Below are 16,564 nucleotides of genomic sequence, written 5' to 3' on the forward strand. Positions count from 1 at the left end.
CGGTCGGGACCGCCATTTATTTCTGGCTCGGTAGCTCAGTCGGTAGAGCAGAGGACTGAAAATCCTCGTGTCGGCGGTTCGATTCCGTCCCGAGCCACCATTTTGAAATCACAAGCCGGCTTAGCTCAATTGGTAGAGCAACTGACTTGTAATCAGTAGGTTGGGGGTTCAAGTCCTCTAGCCGGCACCACTTTCAAAATGAGCCATTAGCTCAGTTGGTAGAGCATCTGACTTTTAATCAGAGGGTCGAAGGTTCGAGTCCTTCATGGCTCACCATTTATTTTATAATTTTATGCGGGTGTAGTTTAGTGGTAAAACAAGAGCCTTCCAAGCTCTGGTCGAGAGTTCGATTCTCTTCACCCGCTTTTCTATTGGGGGCCTATAGCTCAGCTGGTTAGAGCGCACGCCTGATAAGCGTGAGGTCGATGGTTCGAGTCCATTTAGGCCCACCATTATTCCGCAGTAGCTCAGTGGTAGAGCTATCGGCTGTTAACCGATCGGTCGTAGGTTCGAGTCCTACCTGCGGAGCCATATAATATAGAGAAGTACCCAAGTGGCTNNGAATCCCTTCTTCTCTGCCAGAAATTGGCCCGTTGGTCAAGTGGTTAAGACACCGCCCTTTCACGGCGGTAACACGGGTTCGAATCCCGTACGGGTCATACTTAAAGAGATAGCATAATCTGCTATCTCTTTTTTTATTTATCAATGATTTTGTTACGGTTCTGAAATACCATTAGCAACTAATAGTAAAAAAATAAAAATGGATAGTAGTATAAAAAATATGCCGTTAGATATAACACTGAAGATCATTATACTAGCGTTTTTTGTCTTAATTCCCAATATCAAAGCGACTATAAATCCAATGTCTATGATAGAGAATAAAACAATGCTAATCTGTAAATTGGTATTTGGATATAATCGTGTGATTACAAAAACTAATAGTGTAGCGACAAGTAAAGAAATAGTCCAAAGAATGGGCGTAGCTATTTTTCTGCTTTCCCGCATGTTATCCTCCATAATATCACCTCTTTCCACTTTCCTAAATTATATAATATTTCTGTTTCATTACACGCTGAATTAAGAAGAGCGAAGCAAGTGAATTTGTTTTGCCATAATAAATAAGACAAATATGAACGCTAAAAAACAAGTTGTAATGCTTTTTCACTTGTTTTTAAACAAAATAGCATTAAAAAAGAGAATGTTCAATCCTTCTAGAAATAGATGACCAGTGGTAGTGAAAGGCACTAAAATGATAAAATTACGGTAAAAGAAGTGAAAGATGAAAAAGATACGTCCGTTATTGATTTAAATCCTGAAAAGGGTAAGGGAAAAGATAAGAATCCGGTTATGTATATTGGGATTAACAAACTGCCATACAAGGTAAAGATTGTTGCTACAAGTGAAAATAACATATTTCATTCGGAACAAAATAACGGGAGTATCAAAAACTCGTAAAGAGAAAGCAAGCCTGCATGAAATTCAAATATTTTGTTTCATTCTTATTTAAGTGGATAGTTATTCAGGGAAAAAACAGACTTTGATACGTCTGTTTTTTAGTATACTTTTTTATGCTTTGAGCGTCTGACTAATAGAAAGGAGAGAGCGATGGAATATGAAAAAATGGAAGAGATAATTATACAAGCCTTCCGTAGCAGAAAAATAATCTTTTCATTATAACAAATCATATATTTTTATATTGAGACACGCTATAGAATGGAGTGATAATATGGATTTTGAAACTTTGTATCGAACCTATCAACCTTTAGTATACTCTGTCGCATATCGAATGCTTGGCTCTGTTAGTGATGCGGAGGATGTTGCACAGGATATACTTATGAAAAGTCAACATGTGAACCAAGAGCCAGTTAGAAATATGAAAGCGTATTTAATTAAGATGACGACGAACCATTGTTTGAATATACTACAATCAGCACGGAAAAAAAGAGAAATATATACAGGAGAATGGCTTCCTGAGCCGGAAATAGATACAGCGAAATTAAATCCTATGGAAACTATAATTCAAAGCGAAAGAGTATCCTATGCATTCCTTGTATTGTTAGAGAATTTAACTCCTGTTGAAAGAGCCATATTCGTTTTAAGGAAAGCACTTGGGTACAATTATCGTGAAATAGCTGAGCTTTTAAATAAATCAGAAGTAAATTGCCGAAAGATTTACAGCCGTTGCAAAGAGAAGATACAGTATGAAGTGTCAGTACATCCGCAGCAATCGATTCATACAGAAAAAATGGTACATACCTTTATCCAAGGTTCAGAAACAGGGAATTTTGAGGCGTTTATTAATCTGTTGAGAGAGGACGTAGCTCTTGTCACTGATGGAGGAGGTAAAGTGCGTGCAGCCATATTTCCGATTTTGGGCAAACAGCGTATCCAGACATTTTTGGAGGCAATTGTTTCAAAGGGATTCTTTCAAGTCGAACTTCTTCCAACTATCATAAATGGTCAAATTGGTATCTTAGCAAGGAATAAGGGATGTGCAGAGAAAGCTATATGTTTTGAGTGGGATGAAAGCCGAGAATTAATTAGAAGAATCTACATTGTAGTCAATCCCGATAAATTAAAGCATATTTCAGTTCTATAGTATAAAAATGAAAAGAAATCTTTATTTTTTTAAGATTTCTTTTTATTTTGTCACAAATTGAAAAGCTAATTTGTCTTATAAGTGACAGGGTATGAAAGGGATGCTATATATGTTTTCTTTTAGAAGGTCTGTCATGAACTACAATCATGATATGAAAAGATTTATGAAAGACATTATTCAATATCCTGACGCCAAAGTATAAATTAATTTTATTTTATGGAGGGACTATACAATGGAAACAAGGTTTTTAATGGGAAAGGTAAATCCAGAAGGTTATAAGGCAATGGCGGGATTAGAAAAATATTTGATGACTACAAGCATTGATGAGACATTGAAAGAGCTAATTAAAATCCGGGCTTCTCAAATCAATGGATGTGCGTATTGCATTGATCTCCATACGAAAGATGCACGAAAACTAGGGGAAACAGAGCAGCGTATTTATGCTCTTAATGCTTGGCGTGAGACACCGTTCTTTACAGAGGCAGAACGTGCTGTGCTTGCTTTGACAGAGGCGATTACACTAGTAGCGGAAACGCATATTCCTGATGAGGTATATGAAGAAGTAAGGAAATTCTTTGAAGAAGAACAAATTGCTGAATTTATTATGCAGATTGTTGCTATTAATGCATGGAACAGGATTGGAGTTGCCACTCGCTTAATGCCAGAAAAAAGTTAAAACTTTGATCCAAGAGAAAGCTATTCTTTCTGGAAATGTTGTTGAAAGGATAGCTTTTTTATTAGGTGTTATTTTAATTTTTAATAGACAAAACGATAGCAACACAGTAAAGCAGCCTTTTCACAATCTAAAGAAAAGGCTTTCATTTTGATGGATTCCAAGCCTGATATAATAACTTTCTACTGTGTGTGAAAAAGTTCACAAATAGGTCATAATTTGTGAATGAATTCACAATAACTTATGCTACAATATGAATGTAAGGAAGTTAAACAACATTAAATTAGTATTTTAATTAATTACTTAAACAATCATGATAAATGTGAACAATAGAGAGGGGAAATTACCATGAAAAAAGGTATCAATCGCGTAGTATTAGTAGGAACAGGTGCTGTAGGTTGTAGTTATGCTTACTCAATGATTAACCAAGGTGTAGCTGAAGAATTCGTACTTGTTGACGTAAATGAAGCGAAAGCAGAAGGAGAAGCAATGGACTTAAGCCATGCAGTACCATTCTCTCCATCACCAACAAAGGTTTGGAGCGGTAGTTATGCAGATTGTAAAGATGCAGATTTAGTTGTTATCACTGCTGGATTACCACAAAAGCCAGGTGAAACTCGCCTAGACTTAGTTGAGAAAAATACAAAAATCTTTAAGCAAATCGTTCGCGGTATTATGGATACTGGATTTGATGGTATTTTCTTAATCGCAACTAACCCAGTTGACATCTTAACTTATGTAACTTGGAAAGAATCTGGATTACCAAAAGAACGCATAATCGGTTCTGGTACAACTCTTGACTCTGCTCGTTTCCGTTATATGCTAGGTGATTACTTAGAGGTAGATCCACGCAACGTTCATGCATACATCATTGGTGAACACGGTGATACTGAACTTCCAGTATGGAGTCATGCAACTATAGGTGTACAAAAATTAGAAACAATCTTAGCGAACAACGAACAGTATAACCAAGATGATTTAGATAAAATCTTTGTAAATGTACGTGATGCTGCTTACCACATTATCGAACGTAAAGGTGCAACTTACTACGGAATCGGTATGTCACTACTTCGTGTAACAAAGGCAATCTTAAACAACGAGAACAGTGTACTAACTGTATCTGCATACCTTGAAGGTCAATATGGTGAGAAAGACGCTTATGTAGGTGTTCCAGCTGTTATTAACCGAGAAGGTGTACGTGAAATCGTTGAACTTGAGTTAAATGAAGAAGAAAAAGCGAAGTTCGCTCACTCAGTAAAAGTATTAAAAGAAACAATGGCACCAGTACTTTAAGATAATTGATAAATGATTTAGAAGCGGGAAACTGCTTCCTGCTTCTGAATTTTATATATAACCTCATACAAATTCCTTTTCCAGTTCCCTTGTATATCCCAAAAGTATACCTCCTTTACTGGATAAGGGGCGTTTATAACAAAAAGCATTCTATTGCCCATAGAGTGCTTTTTGTTATTTTTTAAAATAAACCGCTTTCAATGAATATTCGTCAAAATTCGATATATTTAACGGAAAATTAAAATGTTCCCTTTAATTTCCGCGAAAAAACGTATATTTATTTAAAAATGCACAAGGATATTTCAGTATTTTAACGAATGTTTACAAAGTAATAAAAATTCTGTCATCTTAGTGAGGTGAACATATTGAGTGTAACAAATTGTATGGAAGAAAGTGTGTATGAATTTCACACAAAACAGTGTTATGAGAGCTATAACATATTTGGCGCGCATCCTGTAGTAGAGGATGAAATACAAGGCGTACGATTTACAGTATGGGCTCCTCATGCGAAAGCTTTGAGTGTAGTTGGCGATTTTAATGATTGGAATATTGACGAGCATAAGATGCGAAAAATGACAGAAGAGGGTATTTGGTCATTGTTTATACCACATTTGGAGGAAAAAGAGATATACAAGTATGCGATTGAAACCAAAGGTGGCGAAACAATTTTAAAAGCAGATCCTTATGCAACATATGCAGAAGTAAGACCAAACACGGCATCTGTTATTTTTGATATAAGGGGATATAAATGGAATGATAGAAATTGGTTCCGAAAGAAGAAACGAAAAGTAAGTTATAAGGAAGCAATGGCAATTTATGAGTTGCATTTTGGTTCATGGAAAAAGAAAGAAGATGGCTCTTTGTATTCATATAGAGAAATGGCAGATGAGCTCATTCCTTATGTAGCAGAACATCAATTTACACACATTGAAATTATGCCGCTTGTCGAACATCCATATGACCGTTCATGGGGATATCAGGGAACCGGATATTATGCAGTGACAAGTCGATTTGGTACGCCTCATGATTTCATGTATTTTGTCGATGAATGTCATAAATATGGAATCGGTGTCATTTTAGATTGGGTACCAGGTCATTTTTGTAAGGATGCTCACGGTTTGTATTTATTTGATGGGGCACCAACTTATGAATATAAAGATTTGGATGTAAGGGAAAATCGTATTTGGGGAACAGTGAATTTTGATTTAGGAAAACAGGAAGTGCGAAATTTTTTAATTTCAAATGCATTGTTTTGGATGAAATATTACCATATTGACGGCTTTCGCGTCGATGCAGTTGCAAATATGCTGTATTGGGAAAAAGAAGGAAGGCAGCAAAGTAATGAGTATGCGGTTTCCTTTTTACGAGAGTTAAACGAGGCAGTATTTGCAGAGGACGAAGAATTTCTGATGACTGCAGAAGATTCGACAGCTTGGCCACTTGTGACCGCTCCAACTTATGAAGGGGGATTAGGATTTAATTATAAGTGGAATATGGGCTGGATGAATGATGTGTTGAAATATATGGAGTGTGCACCGGAATATCGGAAATATATTCATGAGAAAATGACATTTTCTTTGCTCTATGCTTACTCCGAAAACTTTATATTACCGCTTTCTCATGATGAAGTCGTTCACGGGAAAAAATCATTGTTAAATAAAATGCCGGGAGACTACTGGGAAAAGTTTGCGCAGCTTCGCTTATTATACGGGTATTTCTTTGCACATCCAGGGAAGAAATTGCTCTTTATGGGCGGAGAATTTGGTCAATTTGATGAATGGAAAGATCTCGAGGATCTAGATTGGAATTTACATGATTTTGAAATGCATTGTTATATGCATGATTACTTTAAAGAGCTCATAGCATTGTATAAGCGATCAAAACCACTTTGGCAGCTTGATCACTCACAGGAAGGCTTTCAATGGATCGATGCTGACAATAATGAGCAAAGTATATTTTCGTTTATTCGTAAAGGAGATAAAGAGGAAGACGTTCTTGTTGTTGTATGCAATTTTACAAACATTGTGTACGAAAATTATAAAGTGGGCGTACCAGAATTCCAATATTATAACGAAATTTTAAATAGTGATGATGAAATATACGGCGGCTCAGGGCAGGTGAATAAAAAACGGCTGAAGGCAATAGGCGAGCCGTATCATAACCAGTCTGTTCATGTAGAAATAACAATTCCACCATTTGGTGTATCTATTTTAAGACCAGTGAAAACGAGAAAGGGGAGCAAAAAACAAAATGGTACAAAAGCAGACGTGCGTAGCAATGTTACTAGCAGGAGGAAAGGGTAGTCGTTTAAGTGCTTTAACAAAGAATTTAGCCAAGCCAGCTGTTCCGTTTGGTGGTAAGTACCGAATTATCGATTTCACATTAAGTAATTGTGCAAATTCTGGTATTGAAACCGTTGGGATTTTAACCCAGTATCAGCCACTTGAGCTTCATAGCTATATTGGAATCGGTAATGCTTGGGATTTAGATCGTGTGAATGGCGGCGTGACTGTATTGCCCCCGTACTCGGAATCTTCAGGCGTGAAATGGTATACAGGAACAGCAAGTGCAATTTATCAAAATTTAAATTACTTACATCAGTATGATCCAGAATATGTTCTGATTTTATCAGGGGATCATATTTATAAAATGGATTACAGTAAAATGCTAGATTACCACATTGAAAAAGAAGCAGACGTTTCGATTTCTGTTATTGAAGTACCTTGGGATGAAGCAAGTCGATTTGGAATTATGAATACGAACGAAGACATGGAAATTGTTGAGTTTGAGGAAAAACCACAGTTTCCAAAAAGTAATCTTGCCTCGATGGGTATTTATATTTTTAATTGGGCCGTGTTAAAAGAATATTTAGAGATGGATGCAAGAAATCCAGAATCTAGTAATGATTTTGGAAAAGATGTCATCCCGCTTTTATTAGATGAAGAGAAAAAGCTCGTGGCTTACCCATTTGAAGGGTATTGGAAAGATGTTGGAACTGTAAAAAGCTTGTGGGAAGCAAATATGGACTTGCTTCGTGAAGAATCGTCTTTACATTTAAATGATCATAGTTGGCGTATTTATTCAGTTAATCCGAATGAACCACCACAGTATATTGCTGAAGGGGCGAAGGTGGAAGAATCATTAATTAATGAAGGATGCGTTATTGAAGGGGATGTAAAACACTCAGTTTTATTCCAAGGCGTGACGGTTGGAGAGGGAAGTATGGTGATCGATTCGGTCATTATGCCGGATGCATGCATTGGTAAAAATGTTATCGTGGAAAGAGCAATTGTTGGATCAGGTATGGTCATTGAAGATGGGACAATTATTCGTCCAGAAAAAAATATCGATGATGTCGTACTAATAGCTGAGGGGAAATAGAAAAGGGGGATGAGATGAATGGGAGAATCAATGTTAGGAATTATTAATGCAACAGGGAGTTTTCCTTCCTTAAAGAAAGTAACAGGGCATCGTTCACTGGCAGCACTACCATTTGGAGGACGTTATCGTCTCATTGATTTTATGCTTTCGAATATGGTTAATTCTCATATTCATAGTGTAGCGATTTTTACAAGTCATAAAAATCGTTCCTTGATGGATCACCTCGGATCAGGAAAGCAATGGGATTTAGATAGAAAACGCGATGGCTTATTTTTATTTCCTCCGAATTGCCAATGCGATCAAGATGAGTTTGGTTCTTTTGCTCATTTTAGAAGACATATTGACTATTTTCTGCGCAGCAAACAAGAGTATGTTGTCATTACAAATAGTCATCTTGTTACAGCGATAAATTTTCAAGCAGTATTAGAGAGACATATACATACGGAAGCAGATGTTACGGAAGTGTGCCATGAAGGAGTTCCCCTGCAAACCTATGTGCTTAAGAAACAGCTATTATTAGATTTATTTGAAACATATAAAGATATGGAGCATTATAGTTTATTTGATGTTGTTAGAGAAAAACAGGGGAAATCATTGTACATTGGAACATATGAACATACAGGATACGTAGCTGTCATTGATTCGATTGAAAGCTATTATAAGCATAGTTTAGAAATTTTGCAGCCTTCTATTTGGAAGCAGTTATTTACGAAAGAAGCACCAATTTTTACAAAAGTAAAAGATGAGCCACCAACGCGTTATATAAAGGGAGCAAATGTACAAAATACAATGATCGCAAATGGCAGCGTCATTGCAGGGAAGGTTGAGAATAGCGTTGTCTTCCGTTCTGTAAAGGTTGGAGAAGGTTCAGTGATTCGCAATAGCATTATTATGCAAAAGAGCCAAATTGGAGATAATTGTATATTAGATGGTGTTATTATTGATAAAGATGTTAAGATTGAGGATGGTGTAGTTTTAACAGGAACGCCTGAACAACCACATGTTTTGGAAAAAGGTAGTGTCCGAAGTCAAAATATTACGAGTTATTCTTGAAATCTCAATATAAATGAAAACATTCTTTTTTTAGGTGAAGAGAGTGTCCTGCCTTGCATAGAAGTGGGCAGTACCTTTTTTGGCCCCATGCTAAGTTAAAACGAAAGAAGCAAGCAAATAGAGGGTATCTTTTGTTTTTTTATGGCGTGGATTATATGTTGAAAAATGAAAATGAATTTATATAGCCGGTGAAATCCTATCTAATAGGGATTCACTGGCTCATCATGATATGAATTTAAAATTCGAAGGGAGGAAGCTGTAAGAAGGGCGGCACAGAGTGTACACGCTTTTCAGGCAGTGGAACAACACGTGAATATTTTATTTGCAGTATCAGAATGCGTACCGTTTATTAAATCAGGAGGCCTAGCAGATGTAGCGGGTGCACTTCCAAAGGAACTCAAAAAATTAGGAGTGAACGTTCGCATTATACTTCCGAACTATAGTCTTATTCCTGCGCACTTGCGAGAAGCATGTACGCTTCACAAAGTAATCCATGTTCAGCTCGGTTGGCGAAATCAATATTGCGGGATTTTAAAAGGAGAGCAAGACGGGATTACGTATTATTTAATCGACAATGAATATTATTTTAAAAGGGATTCTCTTTATGGTCATTATGATGATGGAGAACGTTTTTCGTTCTTTTCTAAAGCAGTATTAGAGTGTATGCCGCACCTGGATTTTGAAGTGGATATCCTTCATAGTCATGATTGGCATACCGCGATGGCGAATTTTTTACTGCGTGAAAAGTATGGGGACAACCCGTTATATCAACATATTAAAACCGTTTATACGATTCATAATTTGCAGTTTCAAGGTGTATTTTCTCGTGAGGTTATGCATGATTTATTGGAGCTTGGTGACGAATATTTTCATAGTGAACAGCTTGAATTTTATGGGAACGTTAACTTTATGAAAGGGGGCATCATCGCTTCCGATCGTATTACAGCGGTTAGCCCTACGTATAAAGAAGAGATTCAATATGAATTTTTTGGCGAAAAGCTAGATGGTTTACTGCGTAAATATAATGATAAGCTGAGTGGGATTGTAAATGGTATTGATACGAGCGTATATAATCCGAAAACAGATGCATTTATAACTGCGCAGTATGATGCAGAGTCGCTATGTGATAAGCAAGAAAATAAACGTGCACTGCAGCGCTACTTTGGTTTGCCAGAAAAAGAAGATACGCCAATTATTTCGATGGTAACAAGGTTAACAAAGCAAAAAGGCCTTGACTTAGTACGTACGGTATTTCATGAAATGATGGAAGATGATGTACAATGCATCATTTTAGGATCAGGAGATTCTGAATATGAGCAGTTTTTCGAATGGATGGCATATGAGTATCCAGAAAAAGTGAAAGTGTATATCGGATTTAATGAGGAGTTAGCACATCAAGTATATGCAGGCAGCGATTTATTTTTAATGCCGTCATTATTTGAACCGTGTGGTCTTGGGCAGCTTATTGCACTGGCATACGGTGTAATCCCAATTGTAAGGGAAACAGGGGGATTGAATGATACAGTTCAGTCTTATAATGAGAAAACGGAGACCGGAAATGGTTTCAGCTTTAGAAATTTTAATGCTCATGACATGTTATATACGGTTCGTCGTGCGCTTACGTACTATCATAATAAACCGGTATGGGATCAGCTTGTCAAACAGGCGATGACAGAAGATTATAGCTGGAAAAATTCGGCTCTCGCATACAAGGAACTATATAAAAGTTTGCTGAAACACTCTTAGGTGGTGAAAAGATGTTTACTCATGTTGAAAGCTTTAAAGCAGCTTTTTTAGAAAAACTAGAAACGATGTATGGAAAAAGTTTCAAAGATTCTACAAGTCGTGATCAGTATAATACGCTTGGTCATATGGTACGTGAGTATATGAATCAGCACTGGATTGCAACAAATGAAAGGTACCGGACCGGGAATCAAAAGCAAATGTATTACTTATCTATTGAATTCTTACTCGGTCGTTTGCTTGGTAGTAACTTGCTGAATCTAGGAATACGTGATGTATGTGAAAAAGGTATTTCAGAACTTGGGGTTTCATTGAAGGAATTGGAGGAAAGCGAAGCGGACGCAGGGCTTGGAAACGGAGGACTAGGCCGCTTAGCAGCCTGTTTTCTTGATTCACTTGCATCGTTAAATCTTCCAGGACACGGATGTGGTATTCGGTATAAGCATGGCTTGTTTGATCAAAAAATTGTCGATGGATATCAAGTAGAATTGCCTGAACAGTGGCTTCTTCATGAAAATGTTTGGGAAGTAAGAAGGCATGATCAAGCAGTGGAAGTGAGTTATTTTGGACAAGTGGAAGCCGTACAAATTAATGGGCGCTTAGAGTTTCGACATACTGACGCAGAAGTTATTATGGCTGTTCCTTATGATGTTCCGGTTGTTGGATATGAAACAGATACTGTGAATACACTTCGGCTTTGGAACGCAGAGCCAGTTTCCTTCCCGCAAAACTGCAAGGATATTTTGAAATATAAACGTGAAACAGAAGTGGTATCAGAACTTTTATATCCTGATGATACGCATGATGAAGGGAAAATACTTCGGTTAAAACAACAATATTTTCTCGTATCAGCGAGCTTGCAAAATATCGTTCGTTTGCATCGTGAACGCAACGGAACGCTTCGCAATTTACATGAGAAAATTGCGATTCATATCAATGATACACATCCAGTTCTTGCGATTCCTGAACTGATGCGCATTTTATTAGATGAAGAAAAGCTTGCTTGGGAAGAGGCTTGGTATATTACAACTCATACGATTTCTTATACGAATCATACGACTTTATCAGAAGCGCTTGAGAAGTGGCCGATTCATATTTTTAAACCGTTATTACCACGGATTTATATGATTATTGAAGAGATTAATGAACGCTTTTGTCATGAATTGTGGGAGCGTTATCCGTATGATTGGAAGCGGATTGAAGATATGGCGATTATCGCGCATAATCTTGTCAAAATGGCACATTTAGCAATTGTCGGAAGCTATAGTGTAAATGGTGTTGCAAAAATTCATACGGAAATCCTAAAACAACGTGAAATGCGGTTGTTTTACGAGTTTTTCCCAGACAAATTTAATAATAAAACAAATGGAATTGCTCATAGACGATGGCTCATGAAAGCAAACCCACAGCTTACGAATCTCATTTCAGAAGCGATTGGAACGGAGTGGAAGAAGCAACCTGAAAAGTTACAATTGTTGCAAGATTATCGGTATGATACTGTTTTTCAAGACAAGTTACACTCTGTAAAGCAGCACCGTAAAAGTATTTTGGCTGAGAGAATTGCAAATAAGATGGGAATTGTTGTGGATCCAAATTCTATTTTTGATGTACAGGTAAAACGATTGCACGCTTATAAAAGACAATTATTAAACGTATTACATATTTTATATTTGTACAATCGTTTAAAAGACGACACAAGCTTTTCATTTTATCCGCGCACATTTATTTTCGGCGCGAAAGCATCACCAGGCTATTATTATGCGAAAAAAATTATTAAATTAATAAATGAACTTGCCAGAAAAGTAAATGAAGATCCGTATGTGAGTCAATATATGAAAGTTATCTTTCTAGAAAACTATCGTGTTTCACTTGCGGAAGATATATTCCCAGCAGCAGATGTAAGTGAGCAAATCTCAACAGCAAGTAAAGAAGCATCAGGAACAGGAAATATGAAGTTTATGATGAACGGTGCCATTACACTCGGAACGCTGGATGGTGCTAATATTGAAATAAGAGAAAGAGTTGGGGACGAAGCCTGTTTTATCTTCGGATTAACGGCGGAAGAAGTACTGCATTATTATCAAAATGGTGGATATCGTGCGAACGACTACTATCATCACAATATGCATATTAAAAAAGTAGTTGACCAATTAACAAATGGTTTCTTCACAAATGCTGGCGCTGAATTTGAAGCAATTTATGATTCTCTTGTTATCCAAAATGATGAGTATTTTGTTCTTCGTGATTTTAGTCCATATGCAGAGCGCCAAGAAGATGTAGGGAGAGCATACGAAAACAGAAGAAAGTGGTTAGAGATGTCGATCATCAATATTGCACAATCTGGGCACTTTGCGAGTGACCGTACGATTTTACAATATAGTAATGAGATTTGGGGTATTGGTGATATGGTTAAGCTTTCGTGAACTGAATATGAATACTCCCCCACTCAACTTTGTTTGAAGTAGGGGTACTCTTTCGGTAAAATCTGATAGAAATAAGATAAGGTCCCTTGCGAAGATGCGGAGGGGCCTTTATTAAACGATTACATAGGTCTCTCGAAATGTTCGAAAAAATAAAGAAGAAACTGGTAGCTTATTAGCAAAGACGATGGAAACAACAAAGGAAGGTAAGTCTTTTGTTTGGTCCGTTATATTTCAGGAGAATCAAAAAGCTTGGAAACCTCCAAGCTTTTTGATTTTTTTTAGCTTGCTACTAAATATAACATATCAATTTCACTGTATTCCTCTGTAGCAAAGTATGAGACTACAAATAATAGAACGAGAAAAAGTAAGTTTTCAGTCAATTCTTTCTTATAATTATCTCGTAATGAAACAACTAGATATTAGTCTTTTGTGGTAAGTAATCATATCCAATTGAAGTAACTAAGTAATTTTCTTCATATGAAATGGATACACTTAGTTTATTATTTTTATCGTCGTTTGGATGACCATTAATAAAAATAATTTGTATAGTAGGTTCTAATTGATAACTAGTTACAACCATTTCAACACCTAAGTCTTTTTTTATTGTAGCAATAGCTACTTCCTTTGATTTTTGTATCATTGCTTCTTTTTTTTGTTCTTGTTCTTTAGCTTCGTTTTTTTGCTTTTCTTTCATGATATATACTCCTCCTATAATAATAAGTAGTGTGATGAAAACAGAAAGGGAAATGTTCTTTTTTTTCAATATATTACCTTCTTTCTGAAAAAATAGTCTGCAATAAGGATATAATATTTTACATAGAAATTTTAGCTGTATATATCATATAAGTAGCGATAGAATGCAAAAAACTTTATTCTGGTCTTTAATTAGTTGCTGGACTTGTATAGTATTTATTTTTATATTTTCTTTGACTCCTTTTAGTTATTATTTCGGGAAGTTTACAGGGATACCTCCAGAGTATTTTGCGATTGGTGTGCTGTTTGGATCTTTTATCATAAGTATGATAGGTTTACAAGGAGTACGGAGTGGTAAAACAGCTTTTATCGGTATTTTAAATTTACTAATTAATGTGGGGCTTTTTGTTTGGCTGATATGTATCACATTATTGAATACGCTATTTGGATGGATTCATATTTAGAATAATAATGAACGGTGATTGATATTACCGTTTTACTAACTGCTAGCATAAATAAAATTCATACGATTTATAGAATTATAGGGTAACAGATCCGTTCGTATAAAGTACTTCTTTTCTTTTGCAGATTTAGTGATGTATCATTATTAAACTAGATAGTTAAACTGCTTGTAAAAACCTGATTGATGAGGGCCAATAATCAGTGGGGATGAAGAAAAAAACGCTGATTAAAGTGTCACTTTATGAAGGAGAATGAGTTGAATTCATAAAGTAAAGGTAGGTAAATCAAAAACGGCTTGGAAACTTCCAAGCCGTTTTTGATTATTTCACTATAGAGATATAAGGTGTCACCGAGTATAACATACCAGTCCCACCATATTCGCCTGTAGCAAAGTATGAGAATGTAAAGAAACCTGTAACTGCAAACAATAATACTAGAAAAAGTGCAAAGAAATATTTTAGCATGTTTGGTCCCCTCATCCAGAAGTAGTTACATAGATTATTATAGTATACCGGTATGTTGTTTCCAAATGTTTCCGTATCAAAAATGAGAAGTCAGACATGTTTTGTATGTTGTCATGGCGTGATTGTTGGCGATAGATTTTGTATTTTTCGTAAATGTCATGTTGTGATGAACATGTGTATACTCCCAGTCACGGTCATTAAAATGCACTTTGCGCGGGGGAAGAAGCGGGACGACATCGAATAAATTAACGAAGCGAAAGCTGCTTGCGACTTGCATGTTGTAATAGTTTCGAAAAGTAATATCACCGACTTTTGGAGAAGCGAAGGTATAGAGACCGTATTGTGCAAACGCAGTGTTCACTCGCGCGTCTAATATGTGTAGTGTGGCAAGTGCTCCGCCGAGACTATGTCCTGTGGCAAGCAGTTTTTTATGTGATGGTAAGGAGACAAGCATATCCATAATTGGATCACGGCAAGATTCATAAATAGAGAGAAATCCGTTATGAACATTTCCGCTATTTAAGGCGTATGGATAAGGTTTTTGGTTCACAAGTGAATCAATAATCCACTCTAAATCAGTTTGTGTTCCCCGAAAGGCAACGACGATGGTATCCTCAGATTCTAATATGAAGCCAAACCATTCTGTTGTTTGAATGACCTTTGCTTGAAAGCCTTGTACATATTGAAATCCATCCGGTATTTGAAAAACGCCATTTTGTTTATATTGATCATATGTTAATTCACAGCATGAAGCTAATAATATGGCAGTATCTTTATCAAAAGATAAAGGAGCACGTATCAAGGAAGCCCCTCCTTAAGAAATAGTAATAGTTCAATATATGAGTGAAAGGGAATAATCATTCTTTGAGGAAATTTGAAGCAATTTAATACTTGAACCTACAGTTACGTGAGGTAGTATGATTTGAGTAACCATATCGGTAAAACAATGTAGGGGGGAATAACGGATGAGTAACAATGAAAATTATTCAATTGGAGAGTTTTCTAAAAGAACAGGCACATCAATACGAACGCTACATTATTATGATGACATCGGATTACTTAAACCGGAAAAACATCCTAGGTCTGGGCATCGAATATATGTAAATAAAGATATCTTAACGTTGCAAAAGATAGTGAGTCTTAAATTTTTAGGATATAGTCTAGAGGAAATATGTGTAATGATCAATATGTCTAGCTTTAATGAAAGCTTAAAAGAAACATTACAACGCCAAAAAACAGCCTTTGAAGAAAAAAAGGAACATATTGAAACTTCTTTGAAAGCCATTAATCGGACAATTACGTTATTAGAAGATGAAGGGCAAGTAGATAGTAATATTTTAATGAGTTTAATTCGTAATATACAAAAAGAAAGTGAACAACGCCTATGGCTTGAGGAATACATGGATAAGAAAGCCGTTGATCGATTATACGATAAATCTGAAGAAGAGATGGTCGCATTGGATAAAGAATTTATTCAGTTGTCGAAAGAAGTGAAAAGATTATTTGGGAAGCCAGTCCATAACCCAGAGGTGCAAAAGCTTGTTAATGAACATATGAAGGCAACGCTTCAATATGTAGGAAAGGATGCTTTACACACTTTGGGTAACTTAGAAAATATAGAAGATCAGTATGAGGATATGATTCCGTCCCCGTATACAAAGGAAGAAGAGGCGTGGTTAAATGAAGCGATGGAGTATTATATGATTCAAAATGGGATGTACAGTCCCGCAAGAGAAGAAGATAAGTGAAAAAACAATCGCTACGCCTTATGACGTAGCGA

13 protein-coding genes, 7 tRNA genes and 1 pseudogene are annotated in these 16,564 nt (G+C 36.3%); 18 read left to right on the forward strand and 3 right to left on the reverse strand.

The features are described from left to right. Positions 1–24: 24 nt before the first annotated feature. The 16 genes and pseudogenes from CN288_RS24315 to CN288_RS24395 all read left to right on the forward strand — a co-directional run bounded on the left by CN288_RS24315 (position 25) and on the right by CN288_RS24395 (position 13,165). Positions 25–100, forward strand: a tRNA-Phe gene (locus CN288_RS24315). A gap of 14 nt (positions 101–114) precedes the next feature. Further along, positions 115–190: transfer RNA gene (locus CN288_RS24320), tRNA-Thr, on the forward strand. Between the two features lie 10 nt (positions 191–200). Beyond that, positions 201–276: transfer RNA gene (locus tag CN288_RS24325), tRNA-Lys, on the forward strand. A gap of 18 nt (positions 277–294) precedes the next feature. Further along, positions 295–365: transfer RNA gene (locus CN288_RS24330), tRNA-Gly, on the forward strand. Positions 366–375: 10 nt separating this feature from the next. Next, a tRNA-Ile gene (locus tag CN288_RS24335) sits at positions 376–452 on the forward strand. Between the two features lie 4 nt (positions 453–456). Then, positions 457–531, forward strand: a tRNA-Asn gene (locus CN288_RS24340). A 56-nt stretch (positions 532–587) separates the two neighbouring features. Further along, positions 588–659, forward strand: a tRNA-Glu gene (locus tag CN288_RS24345). A gap of 589 nt (positions 660–1,248) precedes the next feature. Continuing rightward, positions 1,249–1,455, forward strand: a pseudogene (locus tag CN288_RS29050) (hypothetical protein); the annotation flags it as partial. 271 nt (positions 1,456–1,726) lie between these two features. Then, complete coding sequence (locus tag CN288_RS24360; RefSeq protein ID WP_098303295.1) at positions 1,727–2,599, forward strand: RNA polymerase sigma-70 factor; 873 nt, start codon at positions 1,727–1,729, stop codon at positions 2,597–2,599. Positions 2,600–2,831: 232 nt separating this feature from the next. Next, positions 2,832–3,275 carry a carboxymuconolactone decarboxylase family protein gene (locus CN288_RS24365; protein ID WP_098303296.1) on the forward strand — a complete coding sequence of 148 codons (444 nt, stop codon included), beginning with the start codon at positions 2,832–2,834 and terminating at the stop codon, positions 3,273–3,275. Positions 3,276–3,620: 345 nt separating this feature from the next. Beyond that, positions 3,621–4,565, forward strand: coding sequence for an L-lactate dehydrogenase (locus CN288_RS24370; RefSeq protein ID WP_098303297.1), 945 nt, complete (start codon positions 3,621–3,623; stop codon positions 4,563–4,565). Positions 4,566–4,930: 365 nt separating this feature from the next. Next, a complete protein-coding gene (gene glgB, locus CN288_RS24375; RefSeq protein ID WP_098303298.1) occupies positions 4,931–6,868 on the forward strand; it encodes a 1,4-alpha-glucan branching protein GlgB in 1,938 nt (645 codons plus the stop codon). Next, positions 6,816–7,946: a glucose-1-phosphate adenylyltransferase gene (locus tag CN288_RS24380; RefSeq protein ID WP_026593885.1), complete on the forward strand. Its 1,131-nt coding sequence runs from the start codon at positions 6,816–6,818 to the stop codon at positions 7,944–7,946. Before glgB ends, CN288_RS24380 begins: the two co-directional genes overlap by 53 nt. An 18-nt stretch (positions 7,947–7,964) precedes the next feature. Further along, on the forward strand, positions 7,965–8,999 hold the full coding sequence (locus CN288_RS24385; RefSeq protein ID WP_098303299.1) for a sugar phosphate nucleotidyltransferase: 1,035 nt from the start codon (positions 7,965–7,967) through the stop codon (positions 8,997–8,999). 309 nt (positions 9,000–9,308) lie between these two features. Then, a complete protein-coding gene (gene glgA, locus CN288_RS24390) occupies positions 9,309–10,745 on the forward strand; it encodes a glycogen synthase GlgA (protein ID WP_098303314.1) in 1,437 nt (478 codons plus the stop codon). An 11-nt stretch (positions 10,746–10,756) separates the two neighbouring features. After that, positions 10,757–13,165, forward strand: a complete 2,409-nt coding sequence (locus CN288_RS24395) for a glycogen/starch/alpha-glucan phosphorylase (protein WP_026593882.1) — start codon at positions 10,757–10,759, stop codon at positions 13,163–13,165. Positions 13,166–13,577: 412 nt separating this feature from the next. Here the strand turns inward: CN288_RS24395 and CN288_RS24405 are convergent, their stop codons facing one another. Continuing rightward, the gene (locus CN288_RS24405) at positions 13,578–13,859 is read right to left on the reverse strand and encodes a hypothetical protein (RefSeq protein WP_098303300.1); all 282 of its coding nucleotides are present in this window, start codon (positions 13,857–13,859) and stop codon (positions 13,578–13,580) included. A gap of 232 nt (positions 13,860–14,091) precedes the next feature. On the opposite strand from CN288_RS24405, the gene CN288_RS29055 reads away from it, so the two are divergent. Continuing rightward, positions 14,092–14,322 (forward strand): hypothetical protein, encoded by a 231-nt coding sequence (locus tag CN288_RS29055; protein ID WP_176527733.1) that lies wholly within the window; start codon positions 14,092–14,094, stop codon positions 14,320–14,322. Between the two features lie 318 nt (positions 14,323–14,640). Here the strand turns inward: CN288_RS29055 and CN288_RS29060 are convergent, their stop codons facing one another. Both CN288_RS29060 and CN288_RS24420 read right to left on the reverse strand, forming a co-directional pair. Then, positions 14,641–14,784 carry a hypothetical protein gene (locus tag CN288_RS29060; RefSeq protein ID WP_090688218.1) on the reverse strand — a complete coding sequence of 48 codons (144 nt, stop codon included), beginning with the start codon at positions 14,782–14,784 and terminating at the stop codon, positions 14,641–14,643. 76 nt (positions 14,785–14,860) lie between these two features. After that, positions 14,861–15,583, reverse strand: a complete 723-nt coding sequence (locus CN288_RS24420) for a lipase family protein (protein WP_026593881.1) — start codon at positions 15,581–15,583, stop codon at positions 14,861–14,863. A 166-nt stretch (positions 15,584–15,749) separates the two neighbouring features. Here CN288_RS24420 and CN288_RS24425 point away from each other — a divergent pair, with 166 nt between their 5' ends. Beyond that, positions 15,750–16,532, forward strand: a complete 783-nt coding sequence (locus CN288_RS24425; RefSeq protein ID WP_098303302.1) for a MerR family transcriptional regulator — start codon at positions 15,750–15,752, stop codon at positions 16,530–16,532. Positions 16,533–16,564: the final 32 nt, after the last annotated feature.

This window comes from Bacillus sp. AFS023182 (assembly GCF_002560575.1).
GTDB lineage: Bacteria > Bacillota > Bacilli > Bacillales > Bacillaceae_G > Bacillus_A > Bacillus_A arachidis.